The following is a 21626-nucleotide window of genomic DNA, read 5'->3' as shown; positions in this document are numbered from 1 at the left end:
TTATTGGCTTTTAATTTGTGCCAATGTTTTCTTTGTAAAATCGGACAGCACCAATCTGCCACTTTCAGCAGCGCGGTACTCCAGCAGCTGGTCCCAATGATCAGTTCCTTCCCAAAATATTCTTTTACAAGCTTTTCTTGCTTCAGGATTGGTGCGGGCGAGCTCTTTGGCAAATTTTAATATCGCTACATCCATTTCTCTGGCATCATTGAAAACCTGATGATATAGACCCTTTTCCGAACACCATTCATAGTCAAAAAAACGGGTGAACGTCAATGTCAGTTCTGTAAATGCACTGAGGCCAATTTTTCTTTGCACAGCTGGGCCGATGACAAATGGCCCAATTCCTATTCCTAACTCACTTAACTTAACACTTGCAAACTTAGTGGCAAAGCAATAATCTACTGCTGAGGCAATGCCCACTCCCCCACCTACTGCTTTTCCTTGCACTCTACCAATAAACAGTTTCTGACATTTTCGCATGGCATTAATGACATTGGCAAATCCACTGAAAAACATTTTTCCCTCAGAAGCGTCCGTAATACCTAGCAATTCATCAAATGAAGCACCAGCACAAAACGTACGGTCACCCCCACTTTTAAGAATAATCACTTCACAACCATCATCTTGAGATAACTTTTGTATCTCTTCCTCTAATGATGCAAGTAAGTATCCGGGGAGTGAATTATGGGCTGGATGAAAAAATTCTATCGTCCCTATTCCGTTCTCGTCAACGATCGACCTAACATAACCTTCCATAACCCAAATATAAGGTTTATTCATTCTATCTTAGTAAATTTAAGCATGAGAGAATATTTGATTTACGTACTTACCTTTATGGTATTGGTCTCTTGCATACAAGAGAATAGAGAAGCTGGTAATTTTATGCTTTTACCTTCACCTCGTCAAATGGAAATGAGGGGAAATTCTGGCATTGACAAATTAGAAAAGTTAAGCTACTTCTCAGAATCGGAACTGGACGAAGAAATTTTACCCCAGTACTTAGAGAAATCCAATGAAAAGCAAGCCCGGATCATATTATCCATTGATTCAGTCACCATGCCTCATCAGGAAGGTTATCAATTAAAAATTGAAGACGACAAAATCGAGATTGTAGGAAACGGTCACGTTGGCTTGTTCTATGGCTTAATATCCTTAACGCAATTAAGAGAAGATGCCATTGACCAGAAAGTGCCTCTTCCAAATTGCTTGATTGTGGATTATCCAGCTTTAAAGTATCGAGCTGTTCACATAGATGTTAAACATCATATGGAAAGGATGGAATACTATTATCAATTGATGGATAGATTGGCCAGTTATAAAATCAATGGTATCATCCTGGAGATAGAAGACAAGTTGCTGTACGAGCGCCAACCCACTGTAGCTTCTCCAGATGCTCTAAGTAAAGAGTCCTGGCACTCTTTAAGTGAATATGCTTTAGCTAGAAATATTAGGATTAGTCCATTGGTACAAGGGCTGGGGCATGCGTCTTTTATCTTAAAGCACGATGAATACAAAGAGCTAAGGGATGATCCTGAAAGCGATTGGGCGTTTAACCCCTTGGATGAAAGAACCTATGAAGTTCAGTTTGATCTATATCGAGACGCATTGGACGCTTTCCCTCATGGTCAGTACCTACACATTGGTGGAGATGAGGTGCATACGACAGGAAGAAATAGTGGTCAGTCTCCATTGGAATTGCAATTAAATTGGTTGGAAAAAGTTTGTACATATGCAGATCGACAGGGAAGAACACCAATATTTTGGGATGATATGCCTTTGAAGCATGCAGGGGTTTATAGGCCAATGTTTGATAGAACTATTGCAAAGGACCAAGTGGATTCGATCTGGCAGCAAAATGAGGAAAAGTTGATTGAGTTTATCGATCTTTTTCCAAAGAATTGCATCTATATGAGATGGAATTATCAGACTCCTGAAACCTATGGAAATTTAAAGGCTATGGAATGGTTCTCAGATAAGGGGTTTGAAGTGATGGGAGCAACAGCTGGGCAGACGAGGTGGTCTCTTATGCCTCAGAACCAAAGTAATATTGAAAATATTAGGTCCTTTGCGTTGTCGAGTATAGACCAAGAACTTAAAGGTTTATTGTTGACCCTATGGGATGATGATTCACCACATTTTGAGTTATATGGCCGGGGCATAGCAGCTTTTGCTGAGTATGCGTGGGCTGGTGATAGTAAAAGTGTGGAAGAGGTCAAAGAGGTGTTTCGACATCGCACTTTTGGACACGAACTGGTGGATTCTTCGTTTGTGTTTATAGATCGCCTGGAGGAACCTGTGGCATTCTGGAAAAATGCTTTGTTGGAAAGTGGTGAATCTCGTAACAATCTTCGGAAATATGATCGTCCGGGTGAAGAAGCTGTTATTGAATTGCCAGACCCTTCGCAAAAAGGTACCTGGACAGAAAAACATGAGGAACGAATGAATGAAGCGCACCGACATCTTGAAACTGTAAAAGAAGTGGAATTGATCATTGAAAATGCGCTTGAAAATGCACAAAGGAGTTCATACACGCTTGAGGTTTATCAGCAAGTCAATGAATTGGTAAAATTCTCTTTCGAATCCCTCATCCTACTCGAGAATTATGACCGGTCGTCTGCGGATATGGAGGAGCAGGCATTGAATGCGATTAAAAAATTGCCAAAGAATTTTGAGCAATTGCGCAAGGAATTGGAATCTGTTTATGGTCAAGCACGGATCTTGAATAAACCGGATAATTATATATTAGATCAAGATCACCACACGCATAATGCCAACCAATCCTTAAATTTTGACTGGCAATTTTATCCTGAAATTCTATTGATTGAAAAGATAAAAACTAAGTATCTCTAAGGTGTTTGCCACCATCCCAATTGGTTTTTTCCTTAAGCCATTGGTCTCCACTGGCAATAGCATCTTTCTCGATCGTTGTAGCCATCGAATCATTCCATCTGTTTAGATATCCGAACAATGCGATCACACCCATCATTTCTACGATTTCTCCCTCATCCCAATATTTTCGCACGCGCTCACTTATTTCCTCATCTACGGCATTCGGGACTGCGGATGCAGCGATGGAGAGATCTAGTGCCGCTCTTTCAGCTTCGCTAAATGCGGGATGAGACTTATATGACCAGATGTTCTCAATCTTCTGTCTTTCAGCTCCATACCTTTCTGCAGCACGAATGCCATGTGCCTGACAGTATTGGCAACCTGTTGCATGGCTGCTAACGTATGCGATCAATCTCTTCAAGGCACTGGTGACTCGACCTTTATTTTCCATCACCGCTTTGTTCATCTCTACAAAAGCCGCAGCAATCCTTGGTCTTCTTTGCATGGTTTTAATACTGTTGGGGCAAAAGCCCAATGTCTCATTATAGAATTTCACCATTTCCACAATAGAGGAATCTGTTTCCGGAATAGGATCGACTAGTGGTTTTCTCATTGAACTGTTTATTTTTATTGTTGTAAAAGTAAAAAAGCAAATGAAAGGTCAGGGGAAAAATCATGCTTTAGTTTTAGGTTGTGGAAGAAGCGGCACTTCGATTTTTGGAGAATTATTTCAAGATATTGGTGGATTTAAATATTACAGTGAACCTGATATGGATTTGATTATGAATTTAGAGATCAGCAATCACATAGCCATAAAAGTGCCGCGAGAGACTGCGAAATATCCTGGCAAAAATGGACTGTCATTCCCTTTAGATGAGTTTTTAGATAAGTTTGATCATGATGTTCAGGTATTTTGGATTGTAAGGAACCCTTTGGACACCATTTGTTCCTTAAAAGTAGGTATAGCTAGAAACTGGGGTCACCATCCCAGGCCACCAGATTGGCAGAAATGGTTATCAAAACCATTGGTCATGCAATGTGCCCATCACTGGAATTATATTAACACCGTATCTTATGAATCTGCAAAAAGTGTGGCCAAGACGGTACACTTTGAAGACATGATCAGAAATTCAAAGAGCTGGGCCGAAGCTGTACTTAGGCATATTAATTTAGAGAATCCTACTATTGAGCATTGGGCCCAAAGGGTGCAAGATCAAAACAATCAAGCATTTGTTGAGGCCAAAACTTCTGTTGAGTACTCACTAGATGATCATAGTAAACGAGTGGGAAGGTGGAAGGAGAACCTGAATGAAGAGGAAGTGGCGATGATTTGGCCAATGGTTCGAGAAACGGCATCGAATTTTGGATACGATTTAGATGCCTAATGATTCACTTTAAATAATAAAAAAAGCCCATCGAACAGTATCGATGAGCTTAATAGAGTAGAGCTTGTCACGCCAACGGCGTGAGGCGATGGTTTTTGAATGGTATACACAGTTTGTGCTTAATGATCATAAAATGGAGTACATCAACGATCTAGAAACCTAACAGCACCTCTTTTCTTGATTCTTCTTTCCTGTAACAGTGCTTCAGCCCTCGTCGGAAAAGATTGGGAATACACAACGACCCAGTCCTTGGCGCGAGATGTAAAACCTTGATGCTTTTTATTATGATATGTGAGCCTTTCTTCAGCAGATTGAGAAGTGTAGCCCGTATAGTACTTTCGTAGTGCTTGACTGTAAATAATATAGGTGGTAAACATGTTCTATAAAATAAAAAAAGCCCATCGAACAGTATCGATGAGCTTAATAGAGTAGGGGCGATAGGATTCGAACCTACGACCCCTTGGTCCCAAACCAAGTGCGCTAACCGGACTGCGCCACGCCCCTCTATTGCATTAAAAAACACACCTTACTGCTAAGGCGGTGCAAATATAGAAATAGATTTTTACCCAAAGAAAATTATGATAATTTTTATTGATAAAAGATTCTGGCAACTAACTGACATTTCAGACCATTCGCTTTAGCTGGAGTGGGGGGATATATTCAATTTGCTGTCTAGTCATCAAACTAAAAAAAATAAAATGCCTTACCTATACCCTTTTAGGAGGTGTGCGATTGTCACACTTCTAACCGCCTTGGTTTGCCTTGTCGCGAACGGACAATCTTGCCCTGAGCAAGTCAATAGAAAAAACTCTTCCTGCTTATCGGTAACTTACAACACTGTAGAAGAAGCTTTAGCTGCTATTGCCAATCAGGAAGTTATTACAGTTACCAATTCTACAGGTGGATCTGCAGATGGAGTTTACAATGCCACAATAATTTGTGAAACGAGAAGAGTAATCTTTGATAAAGGTAGCTCCAGTTGTAATTGTCAAGGATATAATGGAACGACCAACGGTACTTTTCAATTTGCTCAGACAGGATTGACCTGTAACTATAATGCCGCAGGTTCTGTATTACCGGTGGAATATGCAAAGATTGAAGTTGTACAAGAAGATGAATTTGCACTAATTCAATGGGAAACTGTTACTGAAATCAATAATGAAGGTTTCTACGTTGAGCATAGTATTGATGGAAAGCGTTTTAATCCAATCGCTTTTGTGGATGGAAATGGAAATTCTAGCGAGTCATTGACTTATGAATTCTTGCACAGGAATCCAGCATTTGGCATGAATTTCTACCGCTTAAAACAGGTCGATTTCAATAATGAGTATGAATACTCGAAAATGTTATCTTTTAATAATAAAAGACACAAGGATAAGTTAACAGCTACATTCATTAATAGTAGTGAAGTCTTAATACAAGGATCTTCAGATCACCAAACAGTACAACTTTTCAGTTTATCAGGAGCTTTGCTTCAGAAAATGGATAAACTGCAAGGTGAAACGATATTAAATCTATCTAATTTTCCTAGTGGTATCTATGTCTTGAAAGCATATAACCAAATTGGAGAAACTCAAATTGTCAGATTGGTGAAAAGCTAGGGGCTTAATCAAATTCATAGATAAATCCAGCAGTAACAGTAAGAAAATGCAACCAATTTCTTACATAACCATCTCCGGGGCCCTCAGAATCGGGGTCAGTTCCAACTGCCCCGCCTCCCAGGTAACGGAGATTTAAAAAAGAATGTGCAGGTTCAGCTATTTGATAGGCACCTCGAATACTGGCATCGAGTATGGCACCAACGATCTCATTATCCGCACCATTGAGATAGCTGACCGGCGCATAGATTCCATCCGCTTCTAATGCTGCATAAAACTTAGGTGTAAAATGCTTTCTTGTTCTCAATTTTAATGCAGGTACAATACCTATGTCTGTATTGTTTCGAAAGCGCTCGCCGTCCAGAGAAGTGAAAGAAATATTGGCGTTACGAATTTGAACAGTCAGACCAAAAGCAAAATCGTATCCATCATGATCGGCCATGAATTCTCTTAAATAGCTAATTCTGTAGAATGGGAAATTATATAAAAAATTGACCCCTTGATTGGCTGGGAAGGTCAACTCATCGATGACCAGATCTCTTTCGGGAAGCGCTTGCGTTTCTATGCGTAAAGGCTGATAAAGCAAAACGATGGTATTCTTTCTATTCCAGTCAAATTCCAAAGAAAAGCGGCTGACTGGAAATAAATTGCTCTGACCACCTTCCTTCACATAATTAATATATGTTCCACTCTGACCGAATTGGATTTTATGGTCTAAAACTGCGACATATCCCAATTCTGCTGCAGCTCTGATCTTTATTCCTCCTGACTCACTGACCACGTCTTGCGAAACAATAAAGGTGACGTTGCAAAGCATAAAAAGTGTAAAATATACAAGTCTCATTTATTTTTTATTTTGAAACAGTTCGCATTTGTACAATGTTCGGACTTTCTAATGCTTCTACAATAAAGCGGCTCCATTTAAGAAAGTGTTAAGATAAGCTTATGATGAGTACAGTACCTAAGATTCAACCTCTTCTAAGTATAAATCATTCATTCATCTAAATCGAATAAAAATGAAAACTTTAAATGTGATCTTCGCTTTTTTCCTGGCATCAAGCCTTATGTCATTTTCTCCTCAAAATATCAGATGGGACTTTCTGGGTCAAAGAACCGTAAATTATAAGCTGGATAGAGATGAGATTGTCGTCACTGCAAAAGAGGGCAGTTTTAGGAAAATAAAACTTCAGGTAAAAAAAGCTCCTGTCGAATTCAGAAAAGTGATCGTGCACTATAGAAATGGAAATAAGGAAACGATAGAAATTCGAAATCATATTCCGGCAGGCGGAGAAACAAGGACCATTGACCTCAATGGTAAAAATAGGATCATTAGTAAAGTAGTTTTTTATTACAATAGCGAACTAAAAGTCCGTAGAAAAGGAGTTGTAAAACTCTACGGCCTCCATTGACCTAGCTCATCAGGCTGATCTTTCATAAATTTCAGCCTGAATTTTTCTTAAACGAAATAGACCTAAAGTCTACTCATCATAAAATATCTTAATGTCTGCCAGGTCTCTGAGGAAATCAACATTACCCACTTCAATTCTGTTAATGGTTAGGCCTGTCCTAGCTTCCAAATCAGCTTTAAGCAGTTCCATATTCTCTAACTTGATATTCTCTATTTTTTCATAAACCACCTTTTTAGATTTTTCGTGGTTTACAAATTTGAAAATTTCCAGCACCCCTATGGCTCCTACCACTAACGTATTGGCGCCCAGTATTTCAGCGTAACTCATTTTTTGATTGGCCAGTGAATTGATCACTGATATACCTATAACAATGAATAGGTAGGTCATGTCATTGATTTCCATTGGATTGGTCCGATACCGGATGATTCCGAAAATGGCAAATAAACCAAGAGCCATGCCCAGGTCTAACTCGAATTTCTTTAAGGTAAAACACAAGAAGAATACGATGATGGCAATCATGTAATATGTGAATAGGAATTGTTTGTTCCTCGCGTACTTGAAATAAAAAATGCGAACGATAATGGTGATATAAACCATATTGATCATAAATCTGAAAAGCATTTTCAGAAAATCATCATCGTACAGTGGGATGTCAAATAACTCCATGTTATGCTGTTAATTTTTTCAGTAATCTGAATTTCGGAAGAAGATAATTTTGCTTGAGGTCGGGATTAAGCGCGGCTAAACCATAGCAGTATTTGCTGAATCCGGTGGGTCTTACGTTGTGCTTTTTCAAGGTTTCAAAGACCAGTGATGTTCTGTCGAATTCCTTTTGTTTAAGTTCAATAATAGCGATATTTTCTAACGAAATCTTATTCTTATCATTGTAGAATTGAATGTCAAAATCTATGGTAAGTCTCTCTTCTTCAGTTCTATTGACCAAAGTAAATCTCTTAAATTGATTATTAATGGAGGCTTGTAAATCAGGAACTTCAAACGAATTCTTTTCTAGAAATTCCTTTGTCAGTCTAGACGCATCTGTTACATTTCGAGGTAAAAGCATTCTTTTCTTATCCGTTTGACGCTTCATGTTTTTAGATTTTATCTCGAAATAGGCTTGATTACTATCGAGATATTCTCTTATTCTAACTTTCGATCTTCTGATTTTTCCTCTTTGATGATCGAAATAAAATTGATGATCTGGGGTATCGAAATAATGTGTTTTGTATTGAAAAATAACTTTATTATTGATCTCCAACACACTGAAATGCTGCTTCCAATCCTTTACAATGTCGTTCAAGATGTTTTGATTAAGTACAAACTTGGTATCGACTCTCTTGAGCAGCGCAACTTTAGCTATTTCTGCCAGTGAGATGCTTTCAAAATCTCGAAGAATTTCAGTCAACATTGAATAGTCATTTACAGGATTTGAACGATCCTCATTTAGAAGGTTAAAGATAAAAATAATTGCTTGTCAACTTGCATGCCTTCGAATCAGGACAGTATTAAATCATTAACTGAATATCACATGTTCATATGTGATAAAAGTTATATATCTAAAATATTTATGTTAAATATTATACATATTACGATTTTATTATATATTTGTGTGAGGAATTTTCTAAGATCGAATTGAAAGGCCCTCTACATGCGCGTTTCAGCTTTTATGTTGACGTGAAAAGCAAAAACCTCATTGAGGTTTACAGATAAAGAAGGACTAATGGAAGAATAAGAAAACTACAAAACCCTATTCTCATGATTTGGCCTTTCTTCTACATAGCGTTAAAGTGTGCCATGCGACTGTTTTATGCTTCCCAAAAGCTAAAGATGTCACGAGTTCACGATCGACACCCTTCACTAAAAATAAGACACACATTGGTGCAATGGCACTTCTGTGACCGATTCCCAATTTCCGATGACCGTATAATTTAATTCAACCGAACATCCCAAAACCGGTGGATAAGATAATTATAAACTACAAGGTCATTACAGATGAGAAAACTTCGAATTGCTCCAAGGGCAAAGACTATTGCTATATCCGTATTAGGAGTAGCCCTTATTTCCACATTTCTATATTCGGCAGGACTTGACTTCTATACCTATGATGGGTTTAGGTCAATGTTAAATACGAATAACTATTCAGCACCTCCATGTACCATGGCAGGGGATGAAATAGGAGGTACGGTTTACAGAGAATTTGAACATAATGGGTCAGCCGATGCTTCAGATGCATATCGATTTGCCGAATTGGGTTATGGTGATGTCACTATAAATGTATATGACGATGATGAAATTTTTATCACTACGGTGACTTCCGATCCCGATGGAACTTGGCTTGCGAACGTTGCTTCAGCAACCGGTAGCAGAGTACTGGTGGAATTTATACCTCCAGTCGATTTTAAGTCTGGCCCTAGCGGCTCTAACAACAGCACTTCGGTATTAAGAGTTGATCTGGGAAGCTGTAACAATGATTTCACAATAGGAAAACCTGAGGATCATTGTCAGGACAATCCTACCATCGCAACAGCTTGTTTCCCAGGGCCAAGTTCCCCTGCATCTACTGTGGTGATTATTGATTATGAAGATTCAGAGCAATTTGTTATTAATCAAAATACATATCCCTACAATGCATTTACTGCTGAAGAAACAACTGCTTCTGCTATTGCCGATGAAAGTAATACAGGATTCATATCGGGTATCGCTTGGGATCGGATTCACAACCAAATTCTAAGTGCATCTTTCATGAAATTGACATCTGCTGGTATGAATAATACTATAGGAAATGTCTATACAACTTCTACATCCGGTACAACCTCCTTGTGGTTGGATCTGGAAAGTGTCTTTCCAAATGCAGCAGGTGGTAATTTATTTCAGGACGGTACAGCAGACAATAATGCAGATCCGGATGTACATAATATTGGATATATAGGCTTTACAGACATTGACATTAATGCTGATGATAGTGAAGTTTACCTGTTCAATGCCAGAGATCGCAGTATATATATTGTGCCTATCGATCAGGTTAGTGGTAACCCCGTAACATCTGATATCACAATCGTTCCTATTCCTGCAATATGTGGAGGTAACAATGGAAATGGATTCCCTTTTGCGGCTTCAGGTGGTGTGGGATTCTTCGATGGACGTGTATATGTTTCAACAACTTGTACAGGTCCCACTGTTTCTGACCTACAGGGAGCCATTTATTCATTTAACCCTTCCTCGCCATCCCCTGTGTTAGAATTGACCATTGATTATGCCTCATGGGAAATGCCGGAAATATATATAGGCGGTAATCCTGGATTTACAAATGGAGCAGAATTGCAAAATGTATTGGCTCCATGGTCTACCGGGCTTTCTAATGTTAATCGTGCGCAGTTTGTTGCTGGTGTCTATACTCCAGGGACTGGTTTCAGTGATTTTGCACCGTGGGCTATGGATATCGAGTTTGACATTCATCCGGATGGTAATGTGGGAATGAATATTGTAACTAAGAACAGAGGCATTGACGCTACTGAAACCTTTAACGATCCTTCCAATGGTGGATACATTAGTAAGGCTGCGTTGGTAGGTGGCACATGGGTCATGGAATCCAATGGAGTTGCAGGACCATTTTCAACAGCATTAGCAGAGAGCGTTTCAGCAGCAAATCCAGAATTTAATATTTTCAGAAGAGGTCAGGACGACGCCACTTTTTATCACGGCGAAGGACTTGAAGGACCTAGTTTTAATGGAGGAGCACTAGTTATTCCCGGATTCAAGGAAGTGATGAGTTCGAACACAGATGATATAGAAGGAGACTTTGACTCAGGATTTACCTGGCATGACGTTTCAAATGGCTTAAAAACAAGAGCTGTTAACTTACTACAAGGCGCAGATGTTGGCTTTGCAAAAGGTAATTCGTGGGGTGACCTACAGGCGTTGTGTGAAATTCCACCGATTGAAATTGGAAATTATGTGTGGTTAGACGATGATTTGGATGGATTTCAGGATCCGAGCGAAACTCCACAACCTGGAATTGAAGTGGAGTTGTGGAAGGATACAGATGATAATGGTCTTGGAGATCTTTTCATAGGATCAACAATGACAGATATGAATGGCTATTATTTCTTTGGAGGAGTTGGCGATGCCAATGTTTCGCAACCTCTTGCTCCATTCATGACTTATGAGGTAAGAATTTCCTTAGACGCAGTTCAGGGTGTAAATCCTGAAGTTGACCGATTTACAATAGCGAATAACACTTCAGATCAATTTGATTCTGATTACATAGATACCTTAATTGGTGGTAATCAATATGCTAAAACGATAGTTACTACCTCTAATACTGATCTGGTATTTCACCAATTGGATGCTGGTTTGTTTGCACCCAACTCTGTCGGTGATACCGTATTTGTTGATGCCAACTACAATGGATTGCAAGACGGAGGAGAAGCTGGAATAGAAGGAGTGACCGTTACTTTATATGATGCAGCGACAGGAAGCCCTGTTACAGAAGATTCCTCAGGTGATCCTATTACACCTCAACTGACTGACGCAACAGGAAGATATAAATTTGAAAACTTATTGCCAGGAAACTACTATGTTCAGTTTGATGTGACAACTAATACTGCTGGGTTAACGTATGGGTCCACTATTGAAAATGTAAATGGCAACTCATTAAGTCCTAATGACAGTGATATAGATGAATTCGGCCGATCTGATACTGCTTCAATCGTAGGAGGACAGATGGACTGTACTCTAGATGCAGGGTTTTACGAGCCAGTGAGTGTTGGAGATACCGTTTTTGTGGATGTTAATGGTAATGGATTGCAAGATAATGGCGAACCCGGAATTCCGGGCGTGGAAGTGACCTTGTATGATAACAGCGGAAATCAAATAACCGAACTATTTGACGGTACACCTATAGGTACCATTACCACGGATGCCAATGGATTATATAAAATTGACAGTTTAATTCCAGGATCATACTATGTCATATTTGATGTAACTACAGCTACAGATGGAGAAGCAGGAAATTATGTTCCAACTTTTCAAAATGTGAACGGTACTACCCTGGATCCGGATGACTCAGACATTGACATCAACCAAACTTCGGACACCACGGCTTTTATTCCAAGTGGAGAAATGGATTGCACCCTGGATGCGGGTTATTTTGTGCCGGTTGCTATTGGTGATACGGCATGGGTCGATGATAATGGCAATGGTATTTTGGATGGAGATGAGGATATATTGGCGAATGTTGGAGTAGAACTATTTAAGGTAGAAGCCGGTGTGCCGGTTGCACAAACAGAGGACTACTTGGGCAATTTGCTTCCTACACAAACGGATGGCAATGGACGATATAAATTTGAAAATCTAGCACCGGGAGATTATGAAGTGAGGTTCACTTCTCCGACAGGAACTGATTATTTGATTACCCTCTCCAATGAGGGAATGGATGATTTCATAGACAGCGATGCTGTCATTGATGATAGTGCAGTTAGAACTGCTGGTACGACAGCTTCAGTGACACTGGAAAGTGGTCAAATTGATTGTACTCTAGATGCGGGATTCTATGAACCGGTAAGCATTGGAGATACTGTTTTTGTTGATCTGGAAGGAAATGGTCTTCAAGATGCTGCAGATCCTGCCATTCCTAATGTGCCCGTTGCCTTATATGATACATCAGGTACACAAATTATCAATGATATTTTTGGTAATCCATTGGCCACCACTACAGATGCCGATGGCAGATACAAATTCGAAAATCTGGCACCCAATGCTTATTATGTAGTATTTGATATAGAGAATGCAAGCGGATTAACAGATGCGGCAGATTATGTGAGCACGATACAAAATGTATTGATGAATTCCTCAGACGTATTGGATAGTGATATCAATTCTGATGAAGTTTCAGATACCATTGAGCTGGCCAGCGACAGTATTGATTGCACGTTAGATGCTGGTTACTTTATTCCGGTCTCAGTTGGAGATACTGTATTTGTCGACAACAATGGTAATGGAATTCAAGATGGAACCGATTTTGGACTTGGTGGTATCGTAGTGACCCTTTATAAAATAGAAGGGATGTCCGGCGTTATCCAGAATACAGATTATTTAGGAAACGATATTTCTATGGTAGTCACCAATATGGATGGCAGCTATAAATTTGAAAATTTGGCTCCAGGTCAATATTATGTAGAATTTGATCTGGACAATGCAGGAAATGGAACAAATTATTATTCCACCTATGAAAATATAAATGGCGCCCCAAATGACTCTGAAGATAGTGATCTTGACCAGTTTGTGCAGACGAATCTGGTAAGTGACACTACAGCGGCACTTTTATCTGGCGGGATGGACTGTACATTGGATGCTGGCTTTTTCGAGCCGATATCCATTGGAGATACCGCTTTCGTGGATGCTAATTTGAATGGTCTTCAGGATGACGGTGAACCTGGTTTAGCGGGAATCACAGCAACACTTTATTATGAAGATCCAGTGACTGGAGATTGGATAGAAGTAACCTCTGATATTGATGGGATAACTGTGACTCCATTGGTTACCGATGCTGATGGTAGATACAAATTCGAAAATTTACCTCCGGGAAATTACTATGTCAATTTCGATAGTGGCGGAATTCCACCAACACTTCAAGACGTAGGGTTGAATGATGCTGTAGATAGCGATATCGATGCCGCCGGAAATTCTGATACATTGATTGTTTTGTCTACGGATGTGATGAATTGCACTTTCGATGCAGGTTATCAAGGTTTGGATTATGGTGATCTACCGGATGGATACGTTACCGCAGACAGCACCAATGCAGGCAATGCTCCGAAACACGTCATGAGAGAAGGTAAATACCTGGGAGCACTTGTAGATCTGGACGCAGATGGCGGACCTTCTGCGGATGGATTAGTAGATGATGCGACAGGAAGCAGTTATGTAATTCCGGCTGGAGCAATGGGAGATGACGAGGATGGAATTGAGTTCCTGTCTCCAATGTTACCTGGCCAACTTGCTTATGTGAAAATTACATATACAAGCACAAGTGATGCTTTCCTCAATGGATGGATAGACTTTGATGGTAGCGACAATTTTACTGCTGACGATTCACTGAATTGGGTGGAAGTCGATGGCGCTTCGATTGCTGAGACCAGAAATCTACCTTTGGAGGTAGGCAATGATACGACGATTATAGCTGCTTTTGAAGTACCGGAAACCGCGGTGTTTGCCACTGGAAATGCCTATGCGAGATTTAGAATGTCATGCGATGGTGATTTGGAACCGGATTCAGGTTTGGCTTTGGATGGAGAAATAGAAGATTATGTTCAGCCTTTAGGTAAGCTAGGGAATTATGTATGGTTAGATGCTGATTTTGATGGCATTCAGGATCCGGTCGACGGCGATGAAGTTCCATTGCAAGGAGTCCAGGTTGCCATAACTTTTGATACCACTGTAAATGGACTGTCCATCAGTATCATTGATACGGTTGTTACAGATGCCTCAGGATTATATAGCTTCTGTGGATTAATAGCTTCAGATGGAGGCCAATACCAATTGACATTAATCACTCCAGATGGGTTGGCCTCTACGATGGCCAATCAAGGCGGTAATGACCAGCTGGACAGTGACAGTGATATCCTGATTGGTGAAGAAGGTAGAGACAGTATACAGACGAATCCGTTTATGATCATAGATGTGACAAATCTACCTATGGGTGAGAATGGAGAAGCAGATGATCCTAATGCGGTGGGTGGATTTCCTGACAATCAGGTAAATCAGACGTACGATTTTGGTTTGGTTCCTTTAGATTTTGGAGACTTGCCTGAAATGGATTTTGGAGACTTGCCGATCAGCTATCAGACCAGTGAAGATGGTTCTGTTGACCCACCGCGCCATATTGTGACAACGAACAAACGTTTAGGTGCATGTGTGGACAGTGAGCCAGATGGACAACCGGATGAAATGGGTATGGGTGATGATGATAATATGGATGATACAGATGAAGAATTTTCTTTCGGTGATTGCTCAGCAGGAAGTGATGAAGACGGGATCGAATTCTTGACACCGATGATTCCAGGCGATTCTGCCTACCTTAAATTGACCTATACTTTACCTGCACCTGCCGTTATGGGTGATCCTGCAGGTTACGTGACTGGCTTCATAGATTTCAACGGGGATGGAAGCTTCGAACCAGGGGACCAAATCACTATTTTCTCCATCAATGGTTCAGATTTATCATCAGATTTAACCAGCGTACCGCTTGGAGAGGGTTCGGACAGTATGGTAATAGTAGGTTTTCTGGTTCCGGAAACCGCGACATTCAATGGTGGATTAGCATTTACCAGATTTAGATTAGCTTGTGAAGATGGTCTGGGACCAATAGGCGTTTTGTCGGATGGTAGCATTCCTGAAGGAGAAGTTGAGGATTATGTAGTGCCATTGGTTAAAGCCGGAAACTTAGTCTGGTTAGATCAAAACTATGATGGTATCCAGGATACAAGTTCCACTTCTGTTGAGGAAGGCGTAGCAGATGTTGCGGTCAATATAACCTACACATACATGAACAATGGAATTGATCTCACGATTTCATTCGATACTATTACAGATGCCAATGGCAAATACAGTTTCTGTGGATTACTGCCTAATGATGTGGGAGAATACAAAATTTCAGTGATCTCGCCGGAATTTCTTACACCGACATTGGCCAACAATACCTCTGTAACAGACTCTCTAGATAGTGATCATACCATCAATATGGGTGACACCATTGTCATGACGGATGTTTTCCAGATTACGGATGCAAGTATGATTCCAATAGGAGAGGATGGAATAGAAGATGAGCCTAATAGTGAAGGTATGTTCCCGGACAGTTTATTTAATCAAACATTCGATTTTGGATTTGTTCCTTTAGATTATGGTGATTTAGATTCTAGCTATGTGACAGCGGCTGAGGATGGAGGACCTATACATGTGATTACTGAGAATAAATACCTGGGACAGTCAGTCGATGCAGAAAGAAATGCAGCTGTTGATAGTATAGCTGGTGCCACTGTAGACGGGGACGATAACAATATTGGATTGACACTTCCGGATGGTTCCATGAGTACCGATGATGAAGATGGAATTGCCTTTATTACTCCATTGATTCCAGGTGCGAAAGCGACAATTAGTGTCAATTATACACTAAGTGAGGAAGATGGGTTCTTGAATGGTTGGATTGATTATAACGGTAATGGTACATTCGAAGCTGAAGAAGCATTGGAGTTCTATAGTGAAGGTGTTACACCGGATACGGATGGAGCACTCGCAACAGCAAGTGATACCATAGTTGAGCTTTGTTTCAATGTACCGGAAGATGCGGTTTACAATGAAGGCGATGTTCATGCAAGATTTAGATTGAGCTGCGATGGCGGATTGGATCCCACAGATGGTTTTCCTGTTCCGGATCCGACTGGTCCACAGGCACCACAGGGTGAAGTAGAGGATTATTTTGTGCCGCTGGCTAAGATCGGAAATCTGGCATTTTTTGACAATAATCTCAACGGTTCTCAAGACAGTACTGACGCAGTAGTTGTTGAAGATGGTGTTCCGGATGTGAACCATATTTTAGCGTTTGCTGGTCCGGATGGTGTTTTTGATTCTACAGATTATGTTTACAATTTTAGTACAGACAGTGATGGTAACTACTTTGTATGTGGTCTGATAGAAGGCAATTATAATTTGATTCCTACGAAGTATGATACTTCTTCTGTGACCCCTGAAGATACCATACCAGTGAGGTATATATTGACTGCGGCAAACTGCGATGAGAATGATAATTTGGATTCAGATTTTATGCCCAATGTGATGTTTTCTATTCCTGATCTACTGTTCAATGACCTGGTAACCGGGGAAAATGGAGACACAGATAATCCGGGAGGAGAAGGATTTCCAGATGAACAAGATCAATTGAACATCGACGAAGGATGGATACCTGAACCAAACATAGAGGCCATTGCCAATATTGCCGGTGTAGATTTTCCTGAGTCAGGTCGATGTGGAAACTTTAATGTGATCGCTGATGTCTGTATCCAGAACACAGGATTTGTTGATATGGGAGGTGAATTGGTAGGAGCAAGACTGGAAAACATTGATATAGAAATCAACCTGGGAGAGCAGTTCATGGGAGCCTTCGTGGGTGTCATAGGAGATCCCATGATCTTAGATACGGTAGAATATGAGGATGCATTTATGTTGGTGGATGATGAAGACAGGCCAAATGAGAACCCGGATTTTGACGGGAATGATGATATCGATGGATCGTTAGAAGATGGAATTCTGGAGCCCGGTGAAATTGTGTGTTTAAGAATCACTTTTGAGATCAGACCGGAGGAGCTTCCGGAAGAAGATGCTATGAATCTGGCATTCAATGCGGTAGTAAGTGGGATGGCTATCAATGATGCCGGAAAGGAACTTCCTGATTATTTCAATGGTGGTATGCAATATGTGGCGGTCGACAGCTCAGACAGAATGTTCATGTTTGATGGAACCTATGATGATCCAAATGATCCAGAACCTCTGGGTGATTGCTATGAAACATCATTGGCATTAAGCCAACAGCCCATTAATCTGAGCTATGATGAGAACTGTGAGGCATTGGTAACTCCTCAAATGGTATTGACCGAATTGGATGAAGACTGTACAAATGAAGTTTATCCACTAGGAGGGTACTATCGATTACAATTAGAGGATATGAATGGAAATATCCTAATTCCTTATACAGATAGTCTGGTATTAGACGACCCGGCATTTATTGGAAATATGTACAATATCAGAGCCACTTCTGTTGCCGACGTTTGCAATAGCAGTTGGGGTAAAGTGACGGTGGAGAACAAGTTGAATCCTGTAATTATGTGTATGAGTGACACCATCACTTGCGGTGAATTATTGGTATTGGATCCTCCATCAGTTGAAAACAATTGTGGTGAAATCGATTTGCGACTAGTAAACAGAGTGGTCACTGACGTTTCATGTGAGGATGATGAATTACAGACGGTGGTCGTCGAGACCTGGGAAGTAAGGGATTTATCAGGTGTCAGAATGAGTTCTTGTCAGCAGACATTATCTATAGAGCAATTTGATATTGACGATGTAGTTGGCCCAGAAACCAACGATACCACGTTAAGTTGTACGGTAGGAGAAATGCCATCACCTGAGGAGCTAGGTGTACCAACTTTAAATGGTGAGCCTTTGTACCCTGACAACTTTGTGGATTGCGGTATTTTTGTAGATTTCGAGGATGAGTTTTTTGATTTTGGAAATGATTGCACTAACGGTGTGCAAAGGACCTGGACGGTGACCAATTGGATTTGTGGATCAGATAACTCAACTACTTTTACTCAATTAATTACACTCCAAGATACAGCAGGTCCGGTATTATCCGGTTTGCCAAATGATATGACTGTTTCTACCTCAGGATTTGAGTGTCAAGCGACTGTTATCGTCCCTGCAATTACAGCTGTGGATGATTGTAATCCGGATGACATCAGAATAGACATCAGCTACGAAGGTGGTTTTGTCATGGATCAGAATGGTGCCACGATTGAATTACCTGTGGGTATTTCTACGGTTAGTTATATAGCCTATGACGTTTGCGGAAACTCTACTACAGCTAGCTATAACGTGACAGTTCAGGATTTAGCTCAACCCGTGACCATCTGTGATGGGTTCACGACCATAAGCTTGAATTCAGAGGGACGTGCCTCGCTTAGTGCAGTAAATCTGGACAATGGCAGTATGGATGAATGTGGTCCAGTAACTCTTGATATAAGAAGGATGGATGACGATCTTGGGTTTATGGAGGCTGTTGATTTTACTTGTGATGACATTGGACCTGATAACATCATGGTGGCGCTAAGGGTGACTGACTTAGGAGGTAATTCTAATCAATGTATGGCTGAAGTGACCATTCAGGACAAGGTACCTCCAGTATTGGTGGCAGGATTGCCAGACATAACGATTTCATGTGACTTTCCATTTAGCATGGATGATCTAGGTGTCTTTGGAACTCTTGTCAATGATCCCGATTCGATCCAGCCTATCATCATTGATGATGAAGCTGCAGTATTTAGCGGTCCTGCACAAGATGGACTGATATTGGACAATTGCTCCACTGCAGCAATGAGTGAGATTACAAGTGGTGATCTGGATCAATGTGGAAACGGGTCCCTTATTAGAACATTAACAGCGACAAGTCCAAACGGTGAGACAGTTAGTGTGGTACAGCGCATCACTTTGGTCAATCCTTCTCCATTCCTGGAATCTGATATTGATTGGCCTGACGATATTACACTGAATCAATGCAATGGAGATGATTTGAATCCCAATAACTTGCCGGAAGGTCAGAATTTCCCTCAGTACGAGGAAGACAACTGTGATATGGTCAGCTCAACCTTTGAGGACAGGATTATTGATGGTAATGGATGCCTGGTGATCGAGCGAACCTGGTTTGTCAGTGACTGGTGCCAGAGGGAGAATAATGTGTTCGTCATATTTGATTCAGTTCAAACAATAACGATTAATAATGATGTAGCTCCTGTTTTAACCGCAAGTTGTGAGGATATCACCGTGGAAAGCCTGGATGCTGATTGTGGAGATGTATTTGTGCCATTGACTATGAGCGCTACGGATGACTGTTTAAATTCAGAAGATTTGATTTACGGATATGAAATTGATGCATTCAGTGATGGTAGAATTGACATACAAGGTGAAGGAAGTGATGCCAGTGATTTGTATCCTGTGGGTAAGCATACGATCTATTGGGTGGTCGGAGATGGATGTGGCAATTTAACAGGTTGCGAGTACACTTTCGAAGTCGTGAATAACAAAGCGCCTAGTCCTAAGTGTTTCCAGGGTATAAGTACCAATCTGACACTGATGGATACAATGGGCGTGGTCACACCACTGGTCATGCTGACTCCGGACTTTATTGATGCAGGTAGTGATCATCCTTGCTTTGATGATTTGACCATAAGCTTTTCAACCGATGTAGAGGATACCTTAAGAACATTTGGATGTGAAGATGTAGGTCAGCAAGCACTGCAACTTTATGTCACTGCGCCTAACGGAGCCCAGGATTTCTGTGCGACCTTCATACTAATAGAGGACAACGATGGCCTGTGCATTGACGGAGCATTCCTGGATATTTCGGGTACTCTTTTTACAGAAACTGATGTGGAAATTAGTGATGTAGAGGTGGCTCTGGAGGGCACTGATATGAGACAGTTTACAGATGAAAATGGTCAATATGTGATGCCTAATATGCCTTTGGGAGGAGACTACCAGGTCAAGCCGCGTAAAGACGACGAGTACATGAATGGTGTTTCAACACTAGACTTGCTCTTAATACAAAGACATATTTTGGGAATTTCTGAATTAGGCAGTCCATACAAGCTGATTGCTGCGGATGTTAATAGAGATGGAAAGGTAACTGGATCGGATATTCTTCAACTCAGAAAGATGATTTTAGGAATTCAAGATTCTTTCTCCAATAATACGAGTTGGAGGTTCCTAGATGCCACCTACCAATTCCTGGATCCACGAGACCCATGGGCTCAGGCTATACCAGAAACGTATGAAATCTATGATTTAGCGAGTAATATGGTTGTGGACTTTTTAGGCTTGAAAGTGGGTGATGTCAATGGGAATGTGGAATTGAATGGCCAGCCAATTATCGCCGAAAAACGCAGTGGTGAACTACCATTCGAACTTTCATTCCATGATAGATTGATCAAAAAAGGTGAGATGGTACAAATTCCATTTTATGGAGATAGCATCAAAAATATCGCGGGATATCAGTTTACAATGAGCATTGATCCTGCGGTTGCGACCATCCAGGAAGTGACAGGATTGACTCATGGAATCTCTGATTCTAATTTTGGAAAAAGGTTTTTAGAGAAGGGATTCCTTGCCTGCAGTTGGGAAAATGCAGTAGGCCTGGAAATGAATGGAGATGAAGCCTTGTTTGGAATTACATTGGTTGCTCAAGAGGACATCATGCTGTCTGAAATAATTTCTTTGAACAGTGTGATCACTACGAAAGAGGCCTACACTTCGGAGGGAGAGCTACGGGACATAAATCTAACCTTAAGAGACGGAACCATTCATGGAGTGGGCAAGCCGAAGTTGTTCCAGAATGAGCCGAATCCTTGGATTAGAAATACGGTAATATCATTTAGTTTACCGGAAGCAATGCGAGCAAGATTACGAGTGTTTAATGCAGCTGGAAAGTTAATTGTGGATCATGAAGCGGATTATGAGCCAGGAATACACAAGTATGATGTGAATGCTGGTGAGTTTGGTGCTCTGGGCGTATATTACTATGAATTGATTACGGATGGATATAAAATGACAAAGAAAATGGTGTTTATCCAATAGAA

At 40.7% G+C, this 21626-nt stretch carries 11 protein-coding genes and 1 tRNA gene; 5 read left to right on the top strand and 7 right to left on the bottom strand.

What is annotated here, in order from left to right:
• Positions 1-783 (bottom strand): enoyl-CoA hydratase/isomerase family protein, encoded by a 783-nt coding sequence (locus L2567_RS03980; protein WP_235296403.1) that lies wholly within the window; start codon positions 781-783, stop codon positions 1-3.
• A 21-nt stretch (positions 784-804) separates the two neighbouring features.
• Here L2567_RS03980 and L2567_RS03975 point away from each other — a divergent pair, with 21 nt between their 5' ends.
• Positions 805-2853, top strand: a complete 2049-nt coding sequence (locus L2567_RS03975) for a family 20 glycosylhydrolase (protein WP_235296402.1) — start codon at positions 805-807, stop codon at positions 2851-2853.
• Here L2567_RS03975 and L2567_RS03970 read toward each other — a convergent pair.
• Positions 2840-3445: a carboxymuconolactone decarboxylase family protein gene (locus L2567_RS03970; protein WP_235296401.1), complete on the bottom strand. Its 606-nt coding sequence runs from the start codon at positions 3443-3445 to the stop codon at positions 2840-2842. The two genes, L2567_RS03975 and L2567_RS03970, sit on opposite strands and share 14 nt — an antisense overlap.
• A 40-nt stretch (positions 3446-3485) precedes the next feature.
• On the opposite strand from L2567_RS03970, the gene L2567_RS03965 reads away from it, so the two are divergent.
• A complete protein-coding gene (locus tag L2567_RS03965; protein ID WP_235296400.1) occupies positions 3486-4217 on the top strand; it encodes a sulfotransferase domain-containing protein in 732 nt (243 codons plus the stop codon).
• 143 nt (positions 4218-4360) lie between these two features.
• Here L2567_RS03965 and L2567_RS03960 read toward each other — a convergent pair whose 3' ends face one another.
• A complete protein-coding gene (locus L2567_RS03960; protein ID WP_235296399.1) occupies positions 4361-4594 on the bottom strand; it encodes a GIY-YIG nuclease family protein in 234 nt (77 codons plus the stop codon).
• A 52-nt stretch (positions 4595-4646) separates the two neighbouring features.
• Positions 4647-4721 (bottom strand) — tRNA-Pro (locus tag L2567_RS03955).
• A gap of 194 nt (positions 4722-4915) precedes the next feature.
• Here L2567_RS03955 and L2567_RS03950 point away from each other — a divergent pair.
• Complete coding sequence (locus L2567_RS03950; RefSeq protein ID WP_235296398.1) at positions 4916-5818, top strand: T9SS type A sorting domain-containing protein; 903 nt, start codon at positions 4916-4918, stop codon at positions 5816-5818.
• A gap of 4 nt (positions 5819-5822) precedes the next feature.
• Here L2567_RS03950 and L2567_RS03945 read toward each other — a convergent pair whose 3' ends face one another.
• A complete protein-coding gene (locus L2567_RS03945; protein WP_235296397.1) occupies positions 5823-6659 on the bottom strand; it encodes a hypothetical protein in 837 nt (278 codons plus the stop codon).
• A 172-nt stretch (positions 6660-6831) separates the two neighbouring features.
• Between L2567_RS03945 and L2567_RS03940 the strand changes: the two genes are divergently transcribed.
• Entirely contained in the window at positions 6832-7224 is a 393-nt protein-coding gene (locus tag L2567_RS03940; RefSeq protein WP_235296396.1) for a DUF2541 family protein, read from the top strand.
• A 69-nt stretch (positions 7225-7293) separates the two neighbouring features.
• Here L2567_RS03940 and L2567_RS03935 read toward each other — a convergent pair whose 3' ends face one another.
• Complete coding sequence (locus tag L2567_RS03935; protein ID WP_235296395.1) at positions 7294-7890, bottom strand: DUF4956 domain-containing protein; 597 nt, start codon at positions 7888-7890, stop codon at positions 7294-7296.
• 1 nt (position 7891) lies between these two features.
• Positions 7892-8632: a polyphosphate polymerase domain-containing protein gene (locus L2567_RS03930; RefSeq protein WP_235296394.1), complete on the bottom strand. Its 741-nt coding sequence runs from the start codon at positions 8630-8632 to the stop codon at positions 7892-7894.
• A 584-nt stretch (positions 8633-9216) separates the two neighbouring features.
• On the opposite strand from L2567_RS03930, the gene L2567_RS03925 reads away from it, so the two are divergent.
• The gene (locus L2567_RS03925) at positions 9217-21624 is read left to right on the top strand and encodes an SdrD B-like domain-containing protein (protein WP_235296393.1); all 12408 of its coding nucleotides are present in this window, start codon (positions 9217-9219) and stop codon (positions 21622-21624) included.
• Positions 21625-21626: the final 2 nt, after the last annotated feature.

This window comes from Portibacter marinus (assembly GCF_021533195.1).
Taxonomy (GTDB): Bacteria; Bacteroidota; Bacteroidia; order Chitinophagales; family Saprospiraceae; genus Portibacter; species Portibacter marinus.
The sequence above is the reverse complement of the archived record's forward strand: the minus strand, read 5'-3'. Positions and strand labels throughout refer to the sequence as shown.

Coding starts and splice junctions, on each gene's coding strand:
- L2567_RS03940 (WP_235296396.1), top strand. CDS start 6,832: ATGAAAACTTTAAATGTGATCTTCGCTTTTTTCCTGGCATCAAGCCTT.
- L2567_RS03930 (WP_235296394.1), bottom strand. CDS start 8,632: ATGTTGACTGAAATTCTTCGAGATTTTGAAAGCATCTCACTGGCAGAA.
- L2567_RS03960 (WP_235296399.1), bottom strand. CDS start 4,594: ATGTTTACCACCTATATTATTTACAGTCAAGCACTACGAAAGTACTAT.
- L2567_RS03945 (WP_235296397.1), bottom strand. CDS start 6,659: ATGAGACTTGTATATTTTACACTTTTTATGCTTTGCAACGTCACCTTT.
- L2567_RS03975 (WP_235296402.1), top strand. CDS start 805: ATGAGAGAATATTTGATTTACGTACTTACCTTTATGGTATTGGTCTCT.
- L2567_RS03925 (WP_235296393.1), top strand. CDS start 9,217: ATGAGAAAACTTCGAATTGCTCCAAGGGCAAAGACTATTGCTATATCC.
- L2567_RS03980 (WP_235296403.1), bottom strand. CDS start 783: ATGAATAAACCTTATATTTGGGTTATGGAAGGTTATGTTAGGTCGATC.
- L2567_RS03965 (WP_235296400.1), top strand. CDS start 3,486: ATGAAAGGTCAGGGGAAAAATCATGCTTTAGTTTTAGGTTGTGGAAGA.
- L2567_RS03935 (WP_235296395.1), bottom strand. CDS start 7,890: ATGGAGTTATTTGACATCCCACTGTACGATGATGATTTTCTGAAAATG.
- L2567_RS03950 (WP_235296398.1), top strand. CDS start 4,916: ATGCCTTACCTATACCCTTTTAGGAGGTGTGCGATTGTCACACTTCTA.
- L2567_RS03970 (WP_235296401.1), bottom strand. CDS start 3,445: ATGAGAAAACCACTAGTCGATCCTATTCCGGAAACAGATTCCTCTATT.